Origin of the sequence: Nocardioides marmoriginsengisoli (assembly GCF_003725695.1) — a bacterium.
GTDB classification, from domain to species: domain Bacteria; phylum Actinomycetota; class Actinomycetes; order Propionibacteriales; family Nocardioidaceae; genus Marmoricola; species Marmoricola marmoriginsengisoli.
The window spans coordinates 38,555-56,507 of the sequence record NZ_RJSE01000008.1; the positions used below are offsets into that span (position 1 = coordinate 38,555).

Here is a 17,953-nt window from a genome sequence, read left to right on the forward strand (position 1 = left end):
TGCCGAACCCGTTGCGGAAACCCTTCTCCACTGCCTGTGGATAACTCTGTGGATAGTGTGTGGACATCTCCGGATGTGCTGTGGATCACTCTTTTTCAACCACTCCTGGGGACGGTGCCCAGCGGACGTCGGCGGCCCGGGGGAGGATGGAGCCATGCCCGACGCTGACGACTCCTACGACGGCGGACCCGTCGCTGCGCTGCGCCGGATCGCGTTCCTCCTCGAGCGCAGCCGGGCCGAGACCTACAAGGTCAAGGCGTTCCGCTCGGCCGCGGCCACGATCCTCCCGCTGGACCCCGACGAGGTCGCCGACCGGGCCCGTGCCGGCACCCTGCGCGATCTCCCCGGGATCGGGTCCTCGACCGCCGAGGTGATCGTCGCGGCCGCCGCCGGCCGTCTGCCGGAGCGGCTGGCGAAGCTCGAGCGCGACGAGGGCGGTCCGCTCGTCGAGGGCGGCGAAACCCTCCGTACGGCGCTCCGCGGCGACCTGCACAGCCACAGCGACTGGTCGGACGGCGGCTCGCCGATCGAAGAGATGGCCTTCACCGCGATGGAGCTCGGCCACGAGTACCTGGTCCTGACCGACCACTCGCCGCGGCTGCGGGTTGCCAACGGCCTCTCGGTGGCGCGGCTGACCCAGCAGCTGGCGGTGGTCGACGCCGTCAACGAGCACGTCGCGGCCAGCTCCTTCCGGCTGCTCAAGGGCATCGAGGTGGACATCCTCGACGACGGCGCGCTCGACCAGACCGACGAGATGCTGGCGCGGCTCGACGTCCGGGTGGCCTCGGTGCACTCCAAGCTCGCGATGGACCGGCACGCGATGACCCGGCGGATGGTGGCCGCGGTGCAGAACCCGTTCACCAACGTGCTCGGGCACTGCACCGGCCGGCTGGTCACCGGCAGCCGCGGCACCCGCGGCCAGTCCGAGTTCGACGCGAAGGAGGTCTTCGCCGCCTGCGCCGAGCACCAGGTCGCCGTCGAGATCAACGCCCGGCCGGAGCGGCGGGACCCGCCGACCAAGCTGCTCCGGCTGGCCATCGAGACCGGCTGCCTGTTCTCGATCGACTCCGACGCGCACGCTCCCGGCCAGCTCGACTTCCAGGTCTACGGCTGCGCCCGGGCCGAGGAGCTCGGCCTCGATCCGGACCGGATCGTGAACACCTGGCCGACGTCGCGGCTCGTGTCGTGGGCGAATTCGAAGATCGATGCGGCGGCACCGGATAGCGTCTCGCCATGAGGTGTCGACTCCTGTGAGGCCCGAGGTCGAGGTCCGGCGTTCCGCCCGACGTACCCGGACGGTCTCCGCCTACCGCAAGGACGGCAAGGTGATCGTGATGATCCCGGCCCGGTTCACCCGCGCCGAGGAGTCCGAGTGGGTCGACACCATGCTGCTGAAGCTGGACGGCAGCGGCCCGCGCGGCCGTCGTACCGACGAGCAGCTGATGAAGCGGGCCCGCGAGCTCAACCGCGAGTACCTGAACGGCAAGGCCAACCCGTCGTCGGTCCGCTGGGTCGACAACATGACCACCCGGTGGGGGTCCTGCACCACCGGCGAGGCCACCATCCGGCTCTCCGACCGGCTGCAGCCGATGCCGGTCTGGGTGGTCGACTACGTGCTGCTGCACGAGCTCGCGCACCTGATCGAGCCGAGTCACAACAAGCGCTTCTGGCACTGGGTGGACAAGTTCCCCAAGGCCGAGCGGGCCAAGGGCTACCTCGAAGGCGTCGCGTCAGCCGCGAGCCTCGGGTTCGACACCTGCGAGTAGGCGCTCCCGGGCCAGCCGGATCAGGTCCACCATGTCCGGCTCGTCGGTCGGCAGGTCGTGCACGTCGAACCACTGGATGTCGAGGGACTCGTCGCTGACGACCGGTTCGCTGGTCGCGCCGAGCCGGGCCAGGAACCGGACGTCGAGGTGGCGGACCGTCCCGCGAGGGTTGCAGAAGCCGACCTCGTGCAGCGAGAGGTGCACCGGCACCGGATCGAGCACCAGGTCCGGCAGCCCGGACTCCTCGGTCGCCTCGCGCAGCGCCGCCGCGGCCAGGGTGTCGTCCTCCGGCTCCAGGTGACCGCCGAACGCGAACCAGCGCTGCGCCTTGAGGTGCAGGTTCAGCAGCACCTTCTCGCCGGTCGCGTCGAGGACCAGGGCGCCGGCGGTGAGGTGGTCGGGGAAGCACGCCTTCGCCAGTCCGTTCGGCTCGCGGCGCAGGTGGGCGACGTACTCGGCCCGCCACGACTCCTGGACCGCGTCGGGCGCGACCCAGCTCTCCAGGGACCGCAGGGCGTCGGCGTGCAGTCCCCGGCCGAGCTCACTCAGGGGAGCCCTCCGGGCGTCCGTCGGTGGGGGTCTCGCCGTCGAGCAGGTCGGCGAGGGCCTTGTCGAACTCGTCCTCGTCGAGCGCCTCGACCGTGCCCAGGTCCTCGCGGAACCCGAGCGGGTCGTCCAGGTCGGCCGCGGTCGGCAGCAGGTCCGGGTGCGCCCAGACGGCGTCCCGGCCGTCGTGCCCCTGGCGGGTCCGCAGCGAGCCCCAGAGCGCCGACGCGTCCCGGAGCCGGCGCGGTCGCAGCTCCAGGCCGACCAGCGCCGCGAAGGTCTCCTCCGCGGGACCGCCGGCGGCGCGGCGTCGGCGGATCGCCTCCTGGAGCTTGCCGGCCGACGGCATCCGGGCACCGGTGGCCTGGCCGACGACCTCGTCGACCCAGCCCTCGACCAGGGCCAGGGTGGTCTCGAGCCGGGCGAGTGCGGCCGTCTGCGAGGGCTGCTGCTTGGGCTCGAAGAGGCCGGAGTTGATCGCCTCGGTGATCGCCTCCGGGTTGGACGGGTCGATGCTGCCGAGCGACTCCTCGATCCCGCTGATGTCGATGGTGACGCCCCGGCCGAAGTCCTCGACCGCGGAGAGCAGGTGCTGGCGCAGCCACGGGACGTGCGCGAACAGCCGCTGGTGGGCGGCCTCGCGCAGGGCCAGGTAGAGCAGGACGTCGTCCTCGGAGACGTCGAGCCCGCGGGCGAACTCGGCGACGTTGTGGGGGAGGAGCGCGGCCTTGCCGGCCGGCCCGAGCGGCAGGCCGATGTCGGATGCGGTCAGCACGTCGGCCGAGAGGCCGCCGAGCGCCTGGCCGACCTGCGAGCCGAACATCGCGCCGCCGGCCTGGGAGATCATCCCGATCAGCGGGCCGGCCATCGCGCGGGCCTCCTCGGGGATCGCGTTGCCCATCGCGCCGACGACGTGCTCGGCCACCGGCTCGACCAGGACCCGCCAGACGGCCGTGGTCTCCTCGATCCACTCGGCCCGGCTCCAGGCCGCCGTGGTGGTGATCCCGGACGGCAACGAGGTGGTCTCGTCGAGCCAGTGGTCCGCGAGCCGGAGCGCGTCGGCGACCCGGGTCTGGGCGGCCTGGTCCTGGCTCGGGTCGGGCTGCTCGGCCGCGGTACGGCGGGCGATGTCGGTCGCCAGCTGCCAGTTCACCGGGCCGTCGTACGGCTGCATCAGCGACTGCATCTGGCCCATCAGCGCGTTCAGGTCGATGTTGCTGAGGTCGGGCATGCCGCCGCCCGCGCCGAAGAGACCCTCGAAGGGCGTGCCCTTGAACGGGTTCGGTTGTTCGTCGGGATTCTCGGGAGTCCCGCCGGTGCCGCCGTCATTGCTCATACCCTCCAAGTTACCGGGCACCTGCACGAGCATCTACGGTTAGGCGTGTGACCTCCGCATCCCCGGCTTCCGGGAACGTCGTACGCCTTCTCGACGTTCGCGATGCGCCGCTCGACGTCGCGGAGGTGCTGGCCGCGGTGGCGGATCCGGCTGCCGGCGGGGTGAACCTCTTCGTGGGCGCGGTGCGCGACCGCGACCACGACCGCGACGTGCTGCGCCTGGAGTACTCCGCGCACCCGACCGCGCTGGAGCAGCTGGCAGCGGTCGCCGCCGAGGTGGCCGCGGAGTTCGACCTGATCGCGCTCGCGGCGGTGCACCGGGTCGGGGCGCTGGAGATCGGCGACCTGGCGGTGGTCTCGGCCGTCTCGGCGGCCCACCGCGGGCAGGCGTTCGAGGCGTCGAGGGCGCTGATCGACCGGCTCAAGGAGCGGGTGCCGATCTGGAAGCACCAGGCGTTCGCCGACGGCACCGACGAGTGGGTCGGCGTCTGCTGACCTACGCCTCGAGGTCGAAGTAGACCGGCTCGGCGCCCGACCGGCCGGTGATGTCGATGACCCGCCCGGCGTACGCGACCTGCTTGCGCGCCTGCTCCAGGGCGTCGGTCAGGGCGGTGGTCGCGGCGCGCTGGCGGGCCAGCAGCTCCTGGGCGCGGGCGGCCAGGTCGACCGGCAGCGAGCCGAGGACGACCGGCGGCTGCCAGGGTTCGGCCGGGGTGCTCTCCAGCCCGCGGACCAGGCGCTCGACCGAGATCACCTCGAGCTCGAGGCGTTCCAGCTCGTGCTCCCAGACGGCGCGGAGCCGGTCGCTCTTCATCGGCTCCTTCATGGTCAGGCCCCCTTCGCCAGCGCGCCGGCCGATTCCAGTGCTGCCTGGCGCCAGGTGTCGCAGAGCTCGGTGACGATCTGCAGGCACTCGGCGATCAGGTCGGCGTCCTTGCGGACGTTGGCGAGCACCAGCTGCCGGTGCAGGTACCCGTAGAGCGAGCCGAGCTCACGGCCACCCTTGAACCCCTCCGGGCGCAGGCTGCTGTGCAGCTCCATCACGATGTCCTGGGCGTGGGTCAGCTGGCGGTGGGTCTCGCCGATGTTCTGGTTCCGCTGGGCGTCGAGGGCGCGCTGGACGTCGAGCACCAGGCGTTCGTAGAGCATCACCAGCAGCCTCGTCGGACTGGCGGTGGCGATCGAGGCGTCGAGGTAGGTCGCCCGTGCCGAGGTCATCATGTGCGTGCCTTCCCTAGCTTCCCGAGGAGAGTGAGCTGAGCTGCGAGGTCAGCCAGCTGGACTGGCTGTTCATCTGCTGGAGCGCGGTCTCCATCGCGGTGAACTGCCGGGTCAGGGTCTCCTGGCGGAGCTCCAGCCGGATGTCCCAGCTCGCGATGCTGTCCTGCATCCGCTTGATCGAGGTATTCCGGCCGTTGATCGAGGTGGTGACGGTGCCGCTGATCGAGTCGCTCGCGGACTTGGCGACCTGCTGCACCCGGTCGGCGAAGCCGGTGACGGCGCCGGAGGTGAACTTGGCGGCGACGGCACCCGGGTCGGCGGCGTACGCGGCCTTGAACTTGTCGGCGTCGAAGGTGAACTTGCCGTACCGGTCCAGCTGGACGCCGGCGCCGGCCATCGTGGTTCCGTCGCTGGGGTAGATGCTGGTCAGCAGGTCGTTGCGCAGTGCCCGGATCGAGCTGTCGCCGGCGAGCGGCCCCGCGGTCTTCGTGGCCGCGTTGTACGACGTCAGGCTGTCGATCTTGGTCAGCGCGGCGTTGATCGAGTCGACGATGCCCTGCACCGTCTTGGTCATCCCCGCGGTGTCCTGGACGACGTCCAGGTCGACGGTCGCGCCGTCGGCCACGCCGGCCCCGAGCGTGATGGTCAGCCCGTTGGCGACGTCGGTGAAGGTGTTGCTCGCCGAGTGGATCGTGTCGGTGCCGAGGGTGATCTCGGCGTCGCGGCCGGCCCGGACGGTCGCACCGCCGAGCAGGTCGGAGCCGTCGAGGTTCGTGAGGGTGAAGTCGGCCGCGGCGCCGGTGGCCACCGAGGTCACCTGCAACCGGTAGCTGCCGTCGTCCAGCCGGACCGTGCTCGCCTTGACCCCGGTGCCGGAGGCGTTGAGCCCGCGGACCAGGCCGGCCAGGGTGCCGTCCCCGGTGTCGACGGTGGTGGTCGTGCCGTCGAGGTTGTCGAGGCGGACCGACGTGGAGCCGGTGGTCACGGTGTCGGTGAGGGCAGCGGTGCCGGCGTAGGTGAGCCGGTGGGTGGCGGCGGTGTGCCCGACGGTGATGCTCAACGGGCCGGTCACCGTGCTGGCGCCGGCGGTCGCGCTCACCAACGGGTTCGAGCTGGTCACCGTGACCGGGTTCCAGGCGGTCGCCTTGGCGAGGGCCGCGGTGCTCGTGGCCAGGGCGGCGAAGGCGCTGTTGAGGTCCTGGAGCGCCTTGACGTTGGCCTGCTCGGTGGTGACCTTGGCCTTGATGCTGGTCTGGGTCTGCGCCTCGACCTGCATCAGCTGGGAGATGATCGTGGAGGTGTTGAGCCCGCTGACGAGCCCGCTCACGCTGGATGTTCCGGCCACTTCGCTGCCCTTCTAGGTGCTGCTTCTCGTCGTGCTGGCCCTGGTCAGGCCCCGGATCCGGGCGGAGCGAGTGGGGACTTGCCCCGCCCGGATCGGTTCTCCTCCAGCTGCAATCAGCGGAGCAGCTGCAGGACGCTCTGCGGCGCCTGGTTCGCCTGCGCGAGCATCGCCGTACCGGCCTGGCTCAGGATGTTCGCGCGGGTGAAGTTGACCATCTCGGCAGCCATGTCGGTGTCACGGATCCGGCTCTCCGAGGCGGACAGGTTCTCCACCGCCACGTTGAGGTTGTTGATGGTGTGCTCGAACCGGTTCTGGACCGCACCGAGCGCGCCACGCAGCGTCGAGGTCGCCGTGATGGCGGCCGTGACCGTGGTGTTGTCGGTGATCAGCAGACCGGCGGTGGCGACCTGACCGGACAGGTCGACGGCGAGCACGTCGGTGGTCGCGGTGCCGACCTGGAAGTTGGTCGCCGCCGCGCCGCCGAAGAGCGTCACGCCGTTGAACTTGGTGCTGGTCTGGATCCGGTCGATCTCGCTGGTCAGCGCCGTGAACTCGGCCTGGAGAGCAGCCTGCGAGTCCGCGTTCTGGGTGCCGTTGTTGTACTGCACCGCGAGGTCGTTCATCCGCTGGAGCATCGAGTGCACCTCGGTCAGGGCGCCTTCAGCAGTCTGCGCGACGCTGATGCCGTCCTGGGCGTTGCGCACGGCGACCTTGAGCCCGCCGACCTGCGAGCGCAGGCCCTCGGAGATGGCGAGGCCGGCGGCGTCGTCGGCGGCCCGGTTGATCCGGAAGCCGCTGGACAGCTTCTCCAGTGACTTGGACAGCTGTCCCTGGGTGACGGACAGGTTGCGGTACGAGTTGAACGCGTCGGTGTTCTGGTTGATACGGAGACTCATGATGGTTCCCTCCTGGATTGTCGAGTCGTGTTGCTGGGGCCCGTCCTTGGGCCCGTGCCGTCCTCATCGGCGGCACGTTCTGGGGGATGAGAGTTTTCGTCGACGAAGTTTCGCCGCGCGGAGCCGGGGCCTGGTCCGAAGGGGCGAGGGCTACGCGGTCTCGTCGAGCGACCGCACTCCTGCGGGACGGCGGGTCGAGACGGCGTGCCGGCTCGCGACCGCCGCGAAGTAGGCGTCCCGGCGACGGGCGGCGGAGCCGTTCGGACGCGCGTGCGGGGTGAGCCGGCTCGGGTCGAGCTCGTGGTTCAGGGCGTCGCGGAGCAGGACCAGCGCCTCGGCGCGCATCTGGGAGACCCGGGACTCGCTCACGCCGAGCTCGGCGGCGATGTCCGCCATCGGCCGCTCCTCGAGGAAGTAGTCGGAGACGACGATCCGGAGCCGGTCGGGCAGCTCGGCGACGGCCTCGACGAGATAGGCGAGGCGCTCGCGGTGCTCGACGAGCTGCTCGGGGGTCGGGCCTGCGGCGGGGAGCACGTCGTCGAGCGAGGAGTCCTGGGCGCCCTGCAGCGAGAGCACCTGGGCGCGGGCGATGTCCTCGTCGTTCTGGGCGATCTCGGTGAGGGTCAGGCCGGCCGCCTGGGCGACCTCCCCGGCGCTCGGCACCCGGCCGAGGATGCCGGCCAGCTGGGAACGGGTGGCGTCGAGGTCACGAGCGCGGCGTCGTACCGAACGGGACGCCCAGTCGATCCCGCGGAGCTCGTCGAGGACGGCGCCGCGGACCCGGGTCGCGGCGTACCGGGCGAACGGCACCCCGCGGGACTCGTCGTAGGACTTGCTGGCCTGGACCAGGGCGGTGAGGCCGGCGGAGGTGAGGTCGTCGCGGCTGACGTGGCTGGGTACCCGGCCCATGGTCTCGCGGACGATGTGCGTGACGACGGGGATGCTGCTCGTGATCAGCGCGTCCCGCTCGGTGGTGTCCTCGGTCTGCCTCATGACGGACACCCTTGTGGGTATATGTCCGGTTTGATAGCAATATGCCCCGATATTGACCGGTTAGTCCGGTAAGTCGGGACTTCGGTCCCGGCGGGGATCACCCGTTCTGACCAGGACTAACGGGATTGTGCCCCAGAAACCCCTCAGATCGGGGTTCTGGGGCCGATGGACAACCCAAGGACTCCGCTCGGGAGCCGTCGACATCGTGCCGGATCGGGCACACGAAGGGCCGTCATGGAAAAGCTGTCGCAGATCCTGTGGCGTGAGCGCGAACTGCTCGACACCCTGCTGTTCAAGCTGGAGATCGAGCAGCTGGTCCTGGCCAGCGGGCGCACGCGCTGGCTGATGCGCGCCGCACGCGAGGTCGAGTCGGTGCTCGGCACCATCCGGGAGACCGAGATCCTCAGGGCGGTCGCCGCCGACACCGTCGCCGCCTCGGTCGGGCTGGCGCACAACCCCAGCCTGCGGGTCCTCGCCGAAGCCGTCGACGAGCCCTGGCAGAGCATCTTCGCCGACCACCACGAGGCGTTCGTGACGCTGACCCGCGAGATCGGCGCGCTGGCCGAGACCAACCGGGACCTGATCACCGCCGGCTACCGCTCCGCGCGGGAGACGCTGCTGAGCCTCGACGGCGGCCCGGAGGGGTACGGCGCGGACGGCGCGGCCGTCACCGTGACCGACCACCGGCAGCGGCTCGTGGACTGGAGCCTGTGATGTCCACCTTCTCCGGGCTCAACACCGCGCTCTCCGCGCTGCGCTACAACCGGGTCGCGATGGACGTCGCGAACGGCAACATCGCCAACGCCTCCACCGACGGGTACAGCCGGCGACGGATCAACGGCGAGTCCGTCGGCGCACCGGACCAGCCGGCGATGTGGTCGCGCTACACCGGTGCCGGCGACGGCGTCCGGGTCGGCTCGGTCGGCCGGCTCACCGACGCGCTGCTCGACGTACGGGCCCGGCGCGAGCACGGCAACCAGGCGTACCTCGACATCCGGCAGGCCGTCCTCGAACGGGTCGAGAGCGGGGTCGGCGAACCCGGCGATTCCGGGGTCGCCGCCGCGATCGCCGACTTCCGGTCCGCCTGGCACGACCTCGCCAACAACCCCGGCAGCGACGCGGCCCGCTCCGCGGTGCTCGGCCGGGCGGCGACGCTCGCCGATGCGATCAAGATCCAGGCCCGCAACATCGCCAGCGAGTCCGGCGACCAGCGCTTCCGGATCCAGGCCGACGTGGCCGAGGTCAACACCGTCGCCAGCGATCTCGCGGCGACCAACAAGAGCATCGCGATCGCGTCCCTGAACGGGACCGACGCGGGCGTCCTGCTCGACAAGCGCGACCAGCTCGCGATGCGGCTCTCCGAGCTGACCGGTGCCACCACGACCGCTCGCGCCGACGGCGGCCTCGACGTCGCGGTCAACGGCGTGCCGCTGGTCGTCGGGCAGCGGGCCGGCAGCCTGCAGATCGCCAGCGGGATCACCCCCGCCGGGGCGAGCGACGGGACGCCGATCAGCTACGCGATCACCGACACCAGCGGTACGACGGCGGTGCCCGGCGGCATGACCGGCGAGATCGGCGGCGTCACCGACCTGCTCAACACCACGCTGCCGGCGTACACGGCCGGACTGGACGCGATCGCCCAGCAGCTCGCCGACGAGGTCAACGCCCAGCACGTGGCGGGCTTCGACGCGGCCGGCAACCCGGGCCAGCCGTTCTTCAGCTACACCCCCGGGAGCGCCGCCTCGTCGCTCGCGGTGGCGATCACCGCGACCGGCGACCTGGCCGCATCGAGCATCCCCGGCGGCGGCCTGGACGCCGGCAACGCGACCGCGCTGGCGGCCGCGACCGGGGTCGAGTCGTCGTACCAGCGGCTGGTCAACGGGTTCGGCACCGAGGTCGCCTCGGTCGCCCGGCTGGCCGCGAACCAGAAGGTGCTGACCACCCAGGTCGACGGCTCCCGCGAACAGCTCTCCGGGGTGAGCCTCGATGAGGAGACCGTCTCGATGCTCGCCGCACAGCATGCCTACGAAGCGGCGGCCCGGGTGCTGACCACCTTGGACTCGGTGCTCGACACGCTGATCAACCGGACCGGGGTGACCCGCTGATGGCCATCCAGCGCGTCACCCAGAACATGCTCTCCGAGCGCTCGGTCAGCTCGTTGCAGCTCGGCCTCTCCAAGCTCGCCAAGCTCCAGGAGCAGCTGTCGACCGGCCGGATCCTCAACCGGCCCTCGGACTCGCCGCCGGACACCACCGCGGCGATGCGGATCCGGTCCTCGCTGGCCGACGTGCGGCAGTACGCGCGCAACGCCAACGACGGGAACGGCTGGCTCACCCAGCTCGACTCGTCGCTGACCACGATGAACGACCAGGTGCTCCGCGCCCGGGACCTGGCACTGCAGGGGGCCAACGAGGGGGGCGTCGGCCCGGTCGCGCGGGAGGCGCTGGCGGCCGAGGTCGACCAGATCCGGGCCGGCCTGATCGACACCGCGAACTCCAGCTACCTGGGCCGGCCGGTCTTCGGCGGGGTCACCGCCGGGACCAAGGCGTACGACGCCACCGGGACGTACGTCGGCACCCCGGGCGCCGTCAACCGGACGATCTCGGAGGGCTCGACGATCCGGGTCGACGTGGACGGCCAGCAGGCGTTCGGCCCGACGGGCGACTCGGTCTTCGACCACCTCGCCGCGCTGTCGACGGCGCTGCGGGCCGGCGACCAGGTCGGCATCCGGGCCGGCATGACGGCGCTCAACGCCGACCGGGACCGGATCACCACGACCCAGACCGACGTCGGCAGCCGGCAGATCCGGGTCGAGGCCGCGATCCAGGCGGCCGGCGACGACGAGCTGAAGCTGAAGACCTCGCTGAGCTCGGTCGAGAACGCCGACCTGCCCAAGGTGATCGTCGACCTGCAGATGCAGCAGACGGCGTACCAGGCGTCGCTGGCGGCGACCTCGCGGGTGATGCAGCCGAGCCTGCTGGACTTCTTGAGATGAGTGCGTGCGAGATGAGGGAGACGCGATGACCGCCACGATGACGGAGATCCCGGTGATCGACCTGGTGCATCCGCTGCCGGGCTTCCCCGACCAGCGCCGGTTCGCGCTGGTCGCGCTCGACGAGGACGGTGTGCTCTGCCAGCTGCGGTCCCTGGACGACCCGTCGCTGCGGTTCCTGGTGGTGCCGCCGTCGGCGTTCTTCCCGGAGTACGCACCGGAGGTCAGCGACGAGGTCGTCGCCGACCTGGAGATCGCGTCGGCCGAGGACGTGATCGTGCTGCTGGTGCTCAACGCCGGCGACTCGCTGGGCAGCACCACTGCCAACCTGCTGGCGCCGGTGCTGGTGAACACCGCGACCCGGCGGGCGAGCCAGGTCATCCTGGATGATCCGTCGTTGTCCATCGCGGCACCGTTGGTGGCGTGATCGCGTAGCGTGACCGCATGCTGGTTCTGAGTCGCCGTGTGGGCGAGAGCGTCGTCATCGGGGATGACGTCACCATCACGATCCTCGAGGTCCGCGGTGACATCGTCCGGGTCGGCATCGACGCACCCCGTTCGGTGGCGGTGCACCGGGCCGAGCTGCTGGAGCAGCTCGAGCACAGCAACCGCGAGGCCGCGTCCCCCAGCGAGGACGCCGTCGCCAACCTGACCCAGGCCCTGCGCAACCAGGACTGATCCGTGACCCGGGGGCATCCTCCGGCGTTGTGACTGCAGACGTCGAAGGAGACCTTCCATGCAGTCACGCCGTGTGCTCATCGTGCTCAGTGCGCTCGCCCTGCTCGCCGGGTCGGTCGGGACCGTCGTACCGGCTTCGGGTGCCGGGCGGCACTACACCGAGTACGTCGCGCTCGGCGACTCCTGGTCGGCCGACGTGGTGATCCTCAACGCCCAGGGACTGCCGGCCACCAAGTACGCGCCGATCGGCTGCGCGCAGTCCCAGGTCAACTACCCGAAGCTGGTCGCCAAGGCGCTGAAGGTCCGCACCTTCCGGGACGCGACCTGCGGGTCGGCGACGACGAAGGACTTCTACCGGCCGCAGACCGGCCTGCCGACCGGCGGCAGCAACCCGCCGCAGTTCAACCGGCTGACCCGGACCACCGACCTGGTCACCGTCGGCATCGGCGGCAACGACGCCGGCTTCGCGAGCGCGGCGATCAGCTGCCTGAACCTGCTGCCGACGAACACCAGTGCCTTCGACGCGCTCAGGTTGCCGGTCTCGCTGCCGCTGCTCGGGTCGAGCGTCCCGCTCGGCGGCTGCAAGCAGCGCTTCGTCAAGGGCGGCCGCGACCAGCTCGCCGAGCAGATCAACGCCTCGCTGCCGAAGCTGGTCGCCGCGCTGAAGGAGATCCACCGGCGGTCGCCGAAGGCCCGGATCCTGATGGTCAACTACCTCGACGGCATCCCGGCCAAGGGCTGCTACCCGCTGGTCCCGATCACCGACCTGGACATGGCCTACCTGCACGTCACCTTCAACCGGCTGAACGCGATGGTGAAGCGGGCGGCGGCGCTCGGCGGCGCCGAGCTGGTGGACACCTTCGCCGACTCGCACGGTCACCACGTCTGCACCGGACCGACCACCCGGTACGTCGAGGGACTGGGCGGGATCTCCCTGAACGCCCCGGCGATCGCGATCCCGGCGCACCCGAACTCGGCCGGTGCCGCCAGCCAGTACCGCTCGGTGATGAAGAAGCTCGCCCGCTAGGAGACTCGCCCTTTCCTCAACTCCGACCGCGGAGCGCCGATAGGCACTGCGTCGGAGGGAGGCCCAAGGTGGGTGCAGTGGACGATGATGCCGAGATCATCGCCGAGTTCCTCGTGGAGTCCCACGAGAACCTCGACCAGCTCGACCGGGACCTGGTCGAGCTCGAGCGCGCGCCGGGATCGCGGGAGCTGCTCTCCAGCATCTTCCGGACGATCCACACCATCAAGGGCACCAGCGGATTCCTCGCGTTCAACCGCCTGGAGGCGCTGACCCACGTCGGCGAGAACCTGCTCTCCCGGCTCCGGGACGGCGAGATGGTGATGACCGGGCCGGTCACCGAAGAGCTGCTGCGGATGGTGGACACCGTCCGCGCGCTGCTGGATTCCGTCGAGAGCAGCGGCAAGGACACGGCCGCTGAGGTCGACGTGGAGACCGTCGTGGCGGCGCTCAAGGCCGTCCTCGACGGTACGCCGGGGGGCGGGGAGGCGCCCGCCGGCGTACCGGAGGAGGAGGCGAGCGCCGCCACGATCGACCCGGGTGCGAGCTCGCCGGATGCTCCGGCTGCCGCGGTGCCGTTCCCGAGTACGGTCCCGGTGGCGGAGCCCGTGCTGGCGGAGCCTGTGCTGGCGGAGCCTGTGCCGGCGGAGCCCGTGCTCGCGGAGCCCGTGCTCGCGGAGACCCTTCCTGCTGAGCCCGTGCCCACCGAGCCCGACGCCCGGGAGGACGACGAGAGCGCGCGTCGCGGGGTCGTCGACTCCTCGGTCCGGGTCGACGTCGACCTGCTCGACAGCCTGGTCCAGCTCGTCGGCGAGCTGGTGCTGACCCGCAACCAGGTCCTCCAGCGGACCGAGGGTGCCGCCGACATCGAGCTGCTGCGCGCCGCCCAGCGCCTCGACCTGGTCGCCAGCGAGCTGCAGGAAGGGATCATGAAGACCCGGATGCAGCCGATCGGCCAGGTCTGGTCGAAGATGCCGCGGATCGTGCGGGACCTCGCCGTCCAGCTCGGCCGCGAGGTCGACCTGCAGATGGAGGGGCACGAGACCGAGCTCGACCGGTCCCTCCTCGAAGCGCTCAAGGGCCCGCTCACGCACCTGGTCCGCAACGCGCTCGACCACGGCATCGAGCCCCCCGCCCAGCGCGTGGCCGCGGGCAAGCCGGCCCAGGGGCGACTGCTGCTGCGCTCCTTCCACGAGAGCGGTCAGGTGGTCGTCGAGATCAGCGACGACGGCAAGGGCATCGATCCGGAGGTGATCACCCGGGTGGCGATCGAGCGCAACGTGGTCACCCGGGACCAGGCCTCCCGGATGGAGCCCCGCGAGATCGTGAACCTGATCTTCCGGCCCGGCTTCTCGACCGCCGCGGAGGTCACCAACGTCTCAGGTCGCGGTGTCGGGATGGACGTCGTCCGCACCAACATCGAACGCATCGGCGGCACCGTCGACATGCAGAGCCAGGTCGGCGTCGGCACCACCTGCCGGGTGCGTATCCCGCTGACCCTCGCGATCATCCCGGCACTGGTGATCGGCGAGGGCGAGGAGACCTACGCGATCCCGCAGGCGAATCTGGTCGAGCTGGTCCGGCTGGAGGCCGACGACCTGGCCCGCAACGTCGAGGAGATCGCCGGCGCCCCGCTGCTGCGGCTGCGCGGGCACCTGCTGCCGCTGGTGTCGATGGCCGAGGTGCTCGGACGTCCCCGGCCCGACGTCGACGCGCTGACCGTCGTGGTGGTGCAGGCCGACGAGGTCCGTTTCGGGATCTGCGTCGACGCCGTGCACGACACCCAGGAGATCGTGGTGAAGCCGATCGGCCGGCAGCTCAAGGCGCTGGCGACGTACGCCGGCGCCACCATCATGGGCGACGGCCGGGTGGCGCTGATCCTCGACGTCCCCGGGATCGCGCACGCGCACGCACTGGCCCAGCACGGCCGCGGATCGGCCCAGACCGCCGACCCGGTCGCGACCGCGGACGCCAGTACGGCGCTGCTGGTGCTCGAGGTCGGCGGCCAGCGGGCGGCACTGCCGCTGCGCGAGGTCTCCCGGCTGGAGGAGTTCGCGCTCGACCGGATCGAGACGTCCGGCGGCGTCGAGGCTGTCCAGTACCGCGACGGCATCCTGCCGCTGGTCCGCCTGGCCGGTGCGATCGGCCTGGCCGAGCGCGCCCGCGAGGACGACCAGGTGTCGGTCGTCGTGCACGAGGCCGGCGCGAGCCGGATCGGGATCGTGATCGACCGGGTGCTCGACGTGGTCGACGTCGCGGTCGCGCCGAGCGAGGTGGGGCGTCGTACCGGCGTCCTCGGCTCCGCGGTGATCGGCGACCGGGTCACCGACCTGGTCGACCTGGAGGCCGTCGTCCGGCACTCGGGGGTGGGCGCCTGATGAGCGAGTCCCAGTACTGCACCTTCTGGGTGGACGGACTCTTCTTCGGGGTCGCCGTCTCCAGCGTCCAGGAGGTGCTCCGCTACCAGCCGCTGACCGTGGTGCCGTCGGCACCCGGGGCCATCCAGGGCCTGATCAACCTGCGCGGCCAGATCGTCACCGCCGTCGACCTGCGCCACCGGCTCGGCCTGCCGCCGCGCACGGACGGCGCACTCCCGATGAACGTGATCGTCCGCAGCCGCGGCGAGGTGGTCAGCCTCCTCGTCGACGACATCGGAGACGTGATCACGCCCGATGCCGCACCCCACGGCGGGCTCGACCTCGAGCCCGCTCCCGCCAACGTGCCGTCCGTCGTGCAGGACGTGGTCAGCGGAGTACTCGCTCTGCCGGACGCGATCCTGCTCGTCCTCGACGCCGATCGTGCAGCCGACGTCTCGGTTGCGCCGCTACCCACCGGAGGAACCCCATGACCGAGCTCGACACCGTCCCCGTCAACGGGACCAGCGGCAAGCCGAACCGCAAGACCCGGACGGCACCAGACCTGACCAAGCTGATCTCGGTGCTCGACGGCCTGCCGACCCGGGTGATGCTGGCCGACCGGGACTTCGTGATCACCTACGCCAACCCGGCGACCGTCGAGGGTCTCCGCGGGCTGGCGGACTGGATCCCGGTGGAGCCGGACGCGCTGGTCGGCTCGAGCCTGGACATCTTCCACAAGGACCCGTCGTACCAGCGGCACCTGCTCGCGGATGTCTCCAACCTGCCGCGGCGCGCGCTGATCAGCGTCGGCCCGCAGACCCTGGACCTCAGCGTCTCGGCGCTGCTCGACGAGGACGGCGAGTACGTCGGCGCGATGGCGACCTGGGAGAACGTGACCGAGAAGCTCGAGCTGGAGAAGCAGGTCGCGCGGGTCACGTCGATGATGGAGAACTCGCCGACGAACATGATGTTCGCCGACCGCGACTTCGTGATCACCTACATGAACCCGGCGTCGCTGGAGACGCTGACCCGGCTCGAAGACCACCTCCCGGTGAAGGCGGCCGACGTGGTCGGCTCGAGCCTGGACATCTTCCACAAGACGCCGGCGTACCAGCGCGGCATCCTGGCCGACGACGCTAACCTGCCCCGCCGGGCGAACATCGGGGTCGGGCCCGAGACCCTGGACCTGCTGGTCTCGGCGATCCGCGACGAGTCCGGCGAGTACATCGGCGCGATGGCGACCTGGGAGGTCGTCACCGACCGGCTGCGCGCCGAGCGGGAGGTCTCCGAGGCGACGGCCGACACTGCCGCGGTGAACAACGTGCTGGCCAGCCTGGCCGGGGTGTCGTCGGTCGACGAGGCCGTGCAGAGCGCGCTCGACACCGTCCGCAACGACTTCGGCTGGGCCTACGGCTCGTTCTGGAGGATCGACCAGGCGGACCAGAAGCTCAAGTACGTCCAGGAGTCCGGCGACGCCGGTGAGGAGTTCCGGAAGGTCACCCTGGCGGCGTCGTTCGCGAAGGGCGTCGGCCTCTCCGGCCGCACCTGGGCCAGCGGCGAGCTGTTCTTCACCGCGGACATCGGCGAGATGACCGACTGCGTCCGGGCGCCGGTCGCCCAGAAGGTCGGCGTGAAGTCGGGCGTCTGCTTCCCGATCACGGTGGCCGGCGAGGTGATCGGCACGATGGACTTCTTCGCGACCGAGACCCTGGAGCCGTCCGAGCAGCGCCTGGAGTCGTTGCGCAACGTCGGCCGGCTGGTCTCCCAGGCGATCGAGCGGATCGACAAGGAGACCGTGGCCCGCGAGGAGGCGGCCGAGCTGTCCCGCAAGGTCGACCTGGTCCTCGAGGTGGTGCGGGCGGCCGCGAGCGGCGACCTGACCCGGGAGATCCCGGTGGCCGGTGACGACGCGATCGGCCAGCTGGCCGGGGGCCTCGGTTCGCTGCTGGAGACGCTGCGCGGCAGCATGACCAACATCGGTTCCACCGCGGACACGCTGGCGGTGGCCTCGGAGCAGCTCACGATCCTGTCGCAGGGCATGGGCGACGGCGCGACCGCCACCTCGGAGCGGGCGGCCAGTGCCTCCAGCGCCTCGGTCCAGGTCTCGGCCAGCATCCAGACGGTGGCGACGGCCGCCGAGGAGATGACCGCGAGCATCCGGGAGATCGCCAAGAACGCCACCGAGGCGGCGACGGTCGCCACCGGCGCGGTCGGCGTGGCCAGCTCGGCGCAGGGGACGGTCGCCAGCCTGGGCGAGTCCAGCGCCGAGATCGGCCAGGTCATCAAGGTGATCACCTCGATCGCCCAGCAGACCAACCTGCTCGCCCTCAACGCCACCATCGAGGCGGCCCGGGCCGGCGACGCCGGCAAGGGCTTCGCGGTGGTCGCCAACGAGGTCAAGGAGCTGGCCAAGGAGACCGCGCGGGCGACCGAGGACATCGGCCAGAAGATCGAGGCGATCCAGTCCGACACCCAGGGTGCGGTCGCGGCGATCGCCGAGATCTCCGAGGTGATCGGCCGGATCAACGACATCCAGACCACGATCGCCTCCGCGGTCGAGGAGCAGACCGCGACGACGAACGAGATCGCCCGCAGCGTCACCGAGGCCGCGGCCGGGGCGAACGGCATCGCCGAGGACGTCACCCAGGTCGCGAGCGCCGCCGAGGACACCCGTCACGGCTCGCAGAACACCTTGCAGTCCGCCACCGACCTCGCCGGGATGGCCGCCGAGCTGAAGGACCTGGTCAGCAGGTTCCAGGTCTGACGTCGAGTAGGCCCGAAATTCCGTTGAGTGGGCTCA

19 protein-coding genes are annotated in these 17,953 nt (G+C 71.0%); 12 read left to right on the forward strand and 7 right to left on the reverse strand.

The genetic code is table 11. The features are described from left to right. Window positions 1-154 precede the first annotated feature (154 nt). Together EFK50_RS16755 and EFK50_RS16760 are read left to right on the forward strand one after the other, a co-directional pair. Window positions 155-1,237 (forward strand): PHP domain-containing protein, encoded by a 1,083-nt coding sequence (locus tag EFK50_RS16755; RefSeq protein ID WP_123228750.1) that lies wholly within the window; start codon window positions 155-157, stop codon window positions 1,235-1,237. 13 nt (window positions 1,238-1,250) lie between these two features. Beyond that, entirely contained in the window at window positions 1,251-1,766 is a 516-nt protein-coding gene (locus tag EFK50_RS16760) for a M48 metallopeptidase family protein (RefSeq protein WP_246004211.1), read from the forward strand. Here the strand turns inward: EFK50_RS16760 and EFK50_RS16765 are convergent. Both EFK50_RS16765 and EFK50_RS16770 read right to left on the reverse strand, forming a co-directional pair. Beyond that, window positions 1,731-2,315 (reverse strand): NUDIX hydrolase, encoded by a 585-nt coding sequence (locus tag EFK50_RS16765; RefSeq protein ID WP_123229088.1) that lies wholly within the window; start codon window positions 2,313-2,315, stop codon window positions 1,731-1,733. The genes EFK50_RS16760 and EFK50_RS16765 overlap by 36 nt on opposite strands. After that, complete coding sequence (locus EFK50_RS16770) at window positions 2,308-3,648, reverse strand: zinc-dependent metalloprotease (RefSeq protein WP_123228752.1); 1,341 nt, start codon at window positions 3,646-3,648, stop codon at window positions 2,308-2,310. Before EFK50_RS16770 ends, EFK50_RS16765 begins: the two co-directional genes overlap by 8 nt. A gap of 47 nt (window positions 3,649-3,695) precedes the next feature. Between EFK50_RS16770 and EFK50_RS16775 the strand changes: the two genes are divergently transcribed. Then, window positions 3,696-4,142, forward strand: a complete 447-nt coding sequence (locus EFK50_RS16775) for a molybdenum cofactor biosynthesis protein MoaE (RefSeq protein ID WP_123228753.1) — start codon at window positions 3,696-3,698, stop codon at window positions 4,140-4,142. Between the two features lies 1 nt (window position 4,143). On the opposite strand, the gene EFK50_RS16780 is transcribed toward EFK50_RS16775, so the two are convergent. The 5 genes from EFK50_RS16780 to EFK50_RS16800 form a co-directional block, all read right to left on the reverse strand. Next, the gene (locus tag EFK50_RS16780; RefSeq protein WP_123228754.1) at window positions 4,144-4,473 is read right to left on the reverse strand and encodes a hypothetical protein; all 330 of its coding nucleotides are present in this window, start codon (window positions 4,471-4,473) and stop codon (window positions 4,144-4,146) included. Between the two features lie 2 nt (window positions 4,474-4,475). Then, window positions 4,476-4,868, reverse strand: a complete 393-nt coding sequence (gene fliS / locus EFK50_RS16785; RefSeq protein WP_221177455.1) for a flagellar export chaperone FliS — start codon at window positions 4,866-4,868, stop codon at window positions 4,476-4,478. 13 nt (window positions 4,869-4,881) lie between these two features. Then, complete coding sequence (fliD, locus tag EFK50_RS16790) at window positions 4,882-6,195, reverse strand: flagellar filament capping protein FliD (RefSeq protein ID WP_123228755.1); 1,314 nt, start codon at window positions 6,193-6,195, stop codon at window positions 4,882-4,884. A 131-nt stretch (window positions 6,196-6,326) separates the two neighbouring features. Further along, window positions 6,327-7,109, reverse strand: coding sequence for a flagellin N-terminal helical domain-containing protein (locus EFK50_RS16795; RefSeq protein ID WP_123228756.1), 783 nt, complete (start codon window positions 7,107-7,109; stop codon window positions 6,327-6,329). A gap of 150 nt (window positions 7,110-7,259) precedes the next feature. Beyond that, the gene (locus EFK50_RS16800) at window positions 7,260-8,102 is read right to left on the reverse strand and encodes a sigma-70 family RNA polymerase sigma factor (protein WP_123228757.1); all 843 of its coding nucleotides are present in this window, start codon (window positions 8,100-8,102) and stop codon (window positions 7,260-7,262) included. Between the two features lie 234 nt (window positions 8,103-8,336). Here EFK50_RS16800 and EFK50_RS16805 point away from each other — a divergent pair, with 234 nt between their 5' ends. The 9 genes from EFK50_RS16805 (at window position 8,337) to EFK50_RS16845 (ending at window position 17,917) form a co-directional block, all read left to right on the forward strand. Then, window positions 8,337-8,816 (forward strand): flagellar protein FlgN, encoded by a 480-nt coding sequence (locus tag EFK50_RS16805; protein WP_123228758.1) that lies wholly within the window; start codon window positions 8,337-8,339, stop codon window positions 8,814-8,816. Then, a complete protein-coding gene (gene flgK, locus EFK50_RS16810; protein ID WP_123228759.1) occupies window positions 8,816-10,207 on the forward strand; it encodes a flagellar hook-associated protein FlgK in 1,392 nt (463 codons plus the stop codon). Before EFK50_RS16805 ends, flgK begins: the two co-directional genes overlap by 1 nt. Beyond that, on the forward strand, window positions 10,207-11,097 hold the full coding sequence (gene flgL, locus EFK50_RS16815) for a flagellar hook-associated protein FlgL (protein WP_123228760.1): 891 nt from the start codon (window positions 10,207-10,209) through the stop codon (window positions 11,095-11,097). Before flgK ends, flgL begins: the two co-directional genes overlap by 1 nt. A 25-nt stretch (window positions 11,098-11,122) precedes the next feature. Further along, on the forward strand, window positions 11,123-11,521 hold the full coding sequence (fliW, locus tag EFK50_RS16820) for a flagellar assembly protein FliW (RefSeq protein WP_123228761.1): 399 nt from the start codon (window positions 11,123-11,125) through the stop codon (window positions 11,519-11,521). Window positions 11,522-11,538: 17 nt separating this feature from the next. Then, window positions 11,539-11,772, forward strand: coding sequence for a carbon storage regulator CsrA (gene csrA, locus EFK50_RS16825; protein ID WP_123228762.1), 234 nt, complete (start codon window positions 11,539-11,541; stop codon window positions 11,770-11,772). A gap of 58 nt (window positions 11,773-11,830) precedes the next feature. Continuing rightward, window positions 11,831-12,799: an SGNH/GDSL hydrolase family protein gene (locus tag EFK50_RS16830; RefSeq protein WP_123228763.1), complete on the forward strand. Its 969-nt coding sequence runs from the start codon at window positions 11,831-11,833 to the stop codon at window positions 12,797-12,799. 77 nt (window positions 12,800-12,876) lie between these two features. Next, window positions 12,877-15,174, forward strand: a complete 2,298-nt coding sequence (locus EFK50_RS16835; protein WP_123228764.1) for a chemotaxis protein CheA — start codon at window positions 12,877-12,879, stop codon at window positions 15,172-15,174. Further along, entirely contained in the window at window positions 15,174-15,644 is a 471-nt protein-coding gene (locus EFK50_RS16840; RefSeq protein WP_123228765.1) for a chemotaxis protein CheW, read from the forward strand. The genes EFK50_RS16835 and EFK50_RS16840 overlap by 1 nt, the downstream gene beginning before the upstream one ends. Further along, window positions 15,641-17,917: a methyl-accepting chemotaxis protein gene (locus EFK50_RS16845; RefSeq protein WP_246004213.1), complete on the forward strand. Its 2,277-nt coding sequence runs from the start codon at window positions 15,641-15,643 to the stop codon at window positions 17,915-17,917. The genes EFK50_RS16840 and EFK50_RS16845 overlap by 4 nt, the downstream gene beginning before the upstream one ends. The last annotated feature ends 36 nt before the right edge of the window (window positions 17,918-17,953 follow it).

What these genes read in the sequence shown, in the direction of transcription:
- fliW (WP_123228761.1), top strand. Translation starts at nt 11,123, where the DNA reads ATGACCGCCACGATGACGGAGATCCCGGTGATCGACCTGGTGCATCCG.
- EFK50_RS16795 (WP_123228756.1), bottom strand. Translation starts at nt 7,109, where the DNA reads ATGAGTCTCCGTATCAACCAGAACACCGACGCGTTCAACTCGTACCGC.
- EFK50_RS16800 (WP_123228757.1), bottom strand. Translation starts at nt 8,102, where the DNA reads ATGAGGCAGACCGAGGACACCACCGAGCGGGACGCGCTGATCACGAGC.
- EFK50_RS16805 (WP_123228758.1), top strand. Translation starts at nt 8,337, where the DNA reads ATGGAAAAGCTGTCGCAGATCCTGTGGCGTGAGCGCGAACTGCTCGAC.
- EFK50_RS16840 (WP_123228765.1), top strand. Translation starts at nt 15,174, where the DNA reads ATGAGCGAGTCCCAGTACTGCACCTTCTGGGTGGACGGACTCTTCTTC.
- csrA (WP_123228762.1), top strand. Translation starts at nt 11,539, where the DNA reads ATGCTGGTTCTGAGTCGCCGTGTGGGCGAGAGCGTCGTCATCGGGGAT.
- EFK50_RS16830 (WP_123228763.1), top strand. Translation starts at nt 11,831, where the DNA reads ATGCAGTCACGCCGTGTGCTCATCGTGCTCAGTGCGCTCGCCCTGCTC.
- EFK50_RS16845 (WP_246004213.1), top strand. Translation starts at nt 15,641, where the DNA reads ATGACCGAGCTCGACACCGTCCCCGTCAACGGGACCAGCGGCAAGCCG.
- EFK50_RS16755 (WP_123228750.1), top strand. Translation starts at nt 155, where the DNA reads ATGCCCGACGCTGACGACTCCTACGACGGCGGACCCGTCGCTGCGCTG.
- EFK50_RS16770 (WP_123228752.1), bottom strand. Translation starts at nt 3,648, where the DNA reads ATGAGCAATGACGGCGGCACCGGCGGGACTCCCGAGAATCCCGACGAA.
- flgK (WP_123228759.1), top strand. Translation starts at nt 8,816, where the DNA reads ATGTCCACCTTCTCCGGGCTCAACACCGCGCTCTCCGCGCTGCGCTAC.
- fliS (WP_221177455.1), bottom strand. Translation starts at nt 4,868, where the DNA reads ATGATGACCTCGGCACGGGCGACCTACCTCGACGCCTCGATCGCCACC.
- EFK50_RS16780 (WP_123228754.1), bottom strand. Translation starts at nt 4,473, where the DNA reads ATGAAGGAGCCGATGAAGAGCGACCGGCTCCGCGCCGTCTGGGAGCAC.
- flgL (WP_123228760.1), top strand. Translation starts at nt 10,207, where the DNA reads ATGGCCATCCAGCGCGTCACCCAGAACATGCTCTCCGAGCGCTCGGTC.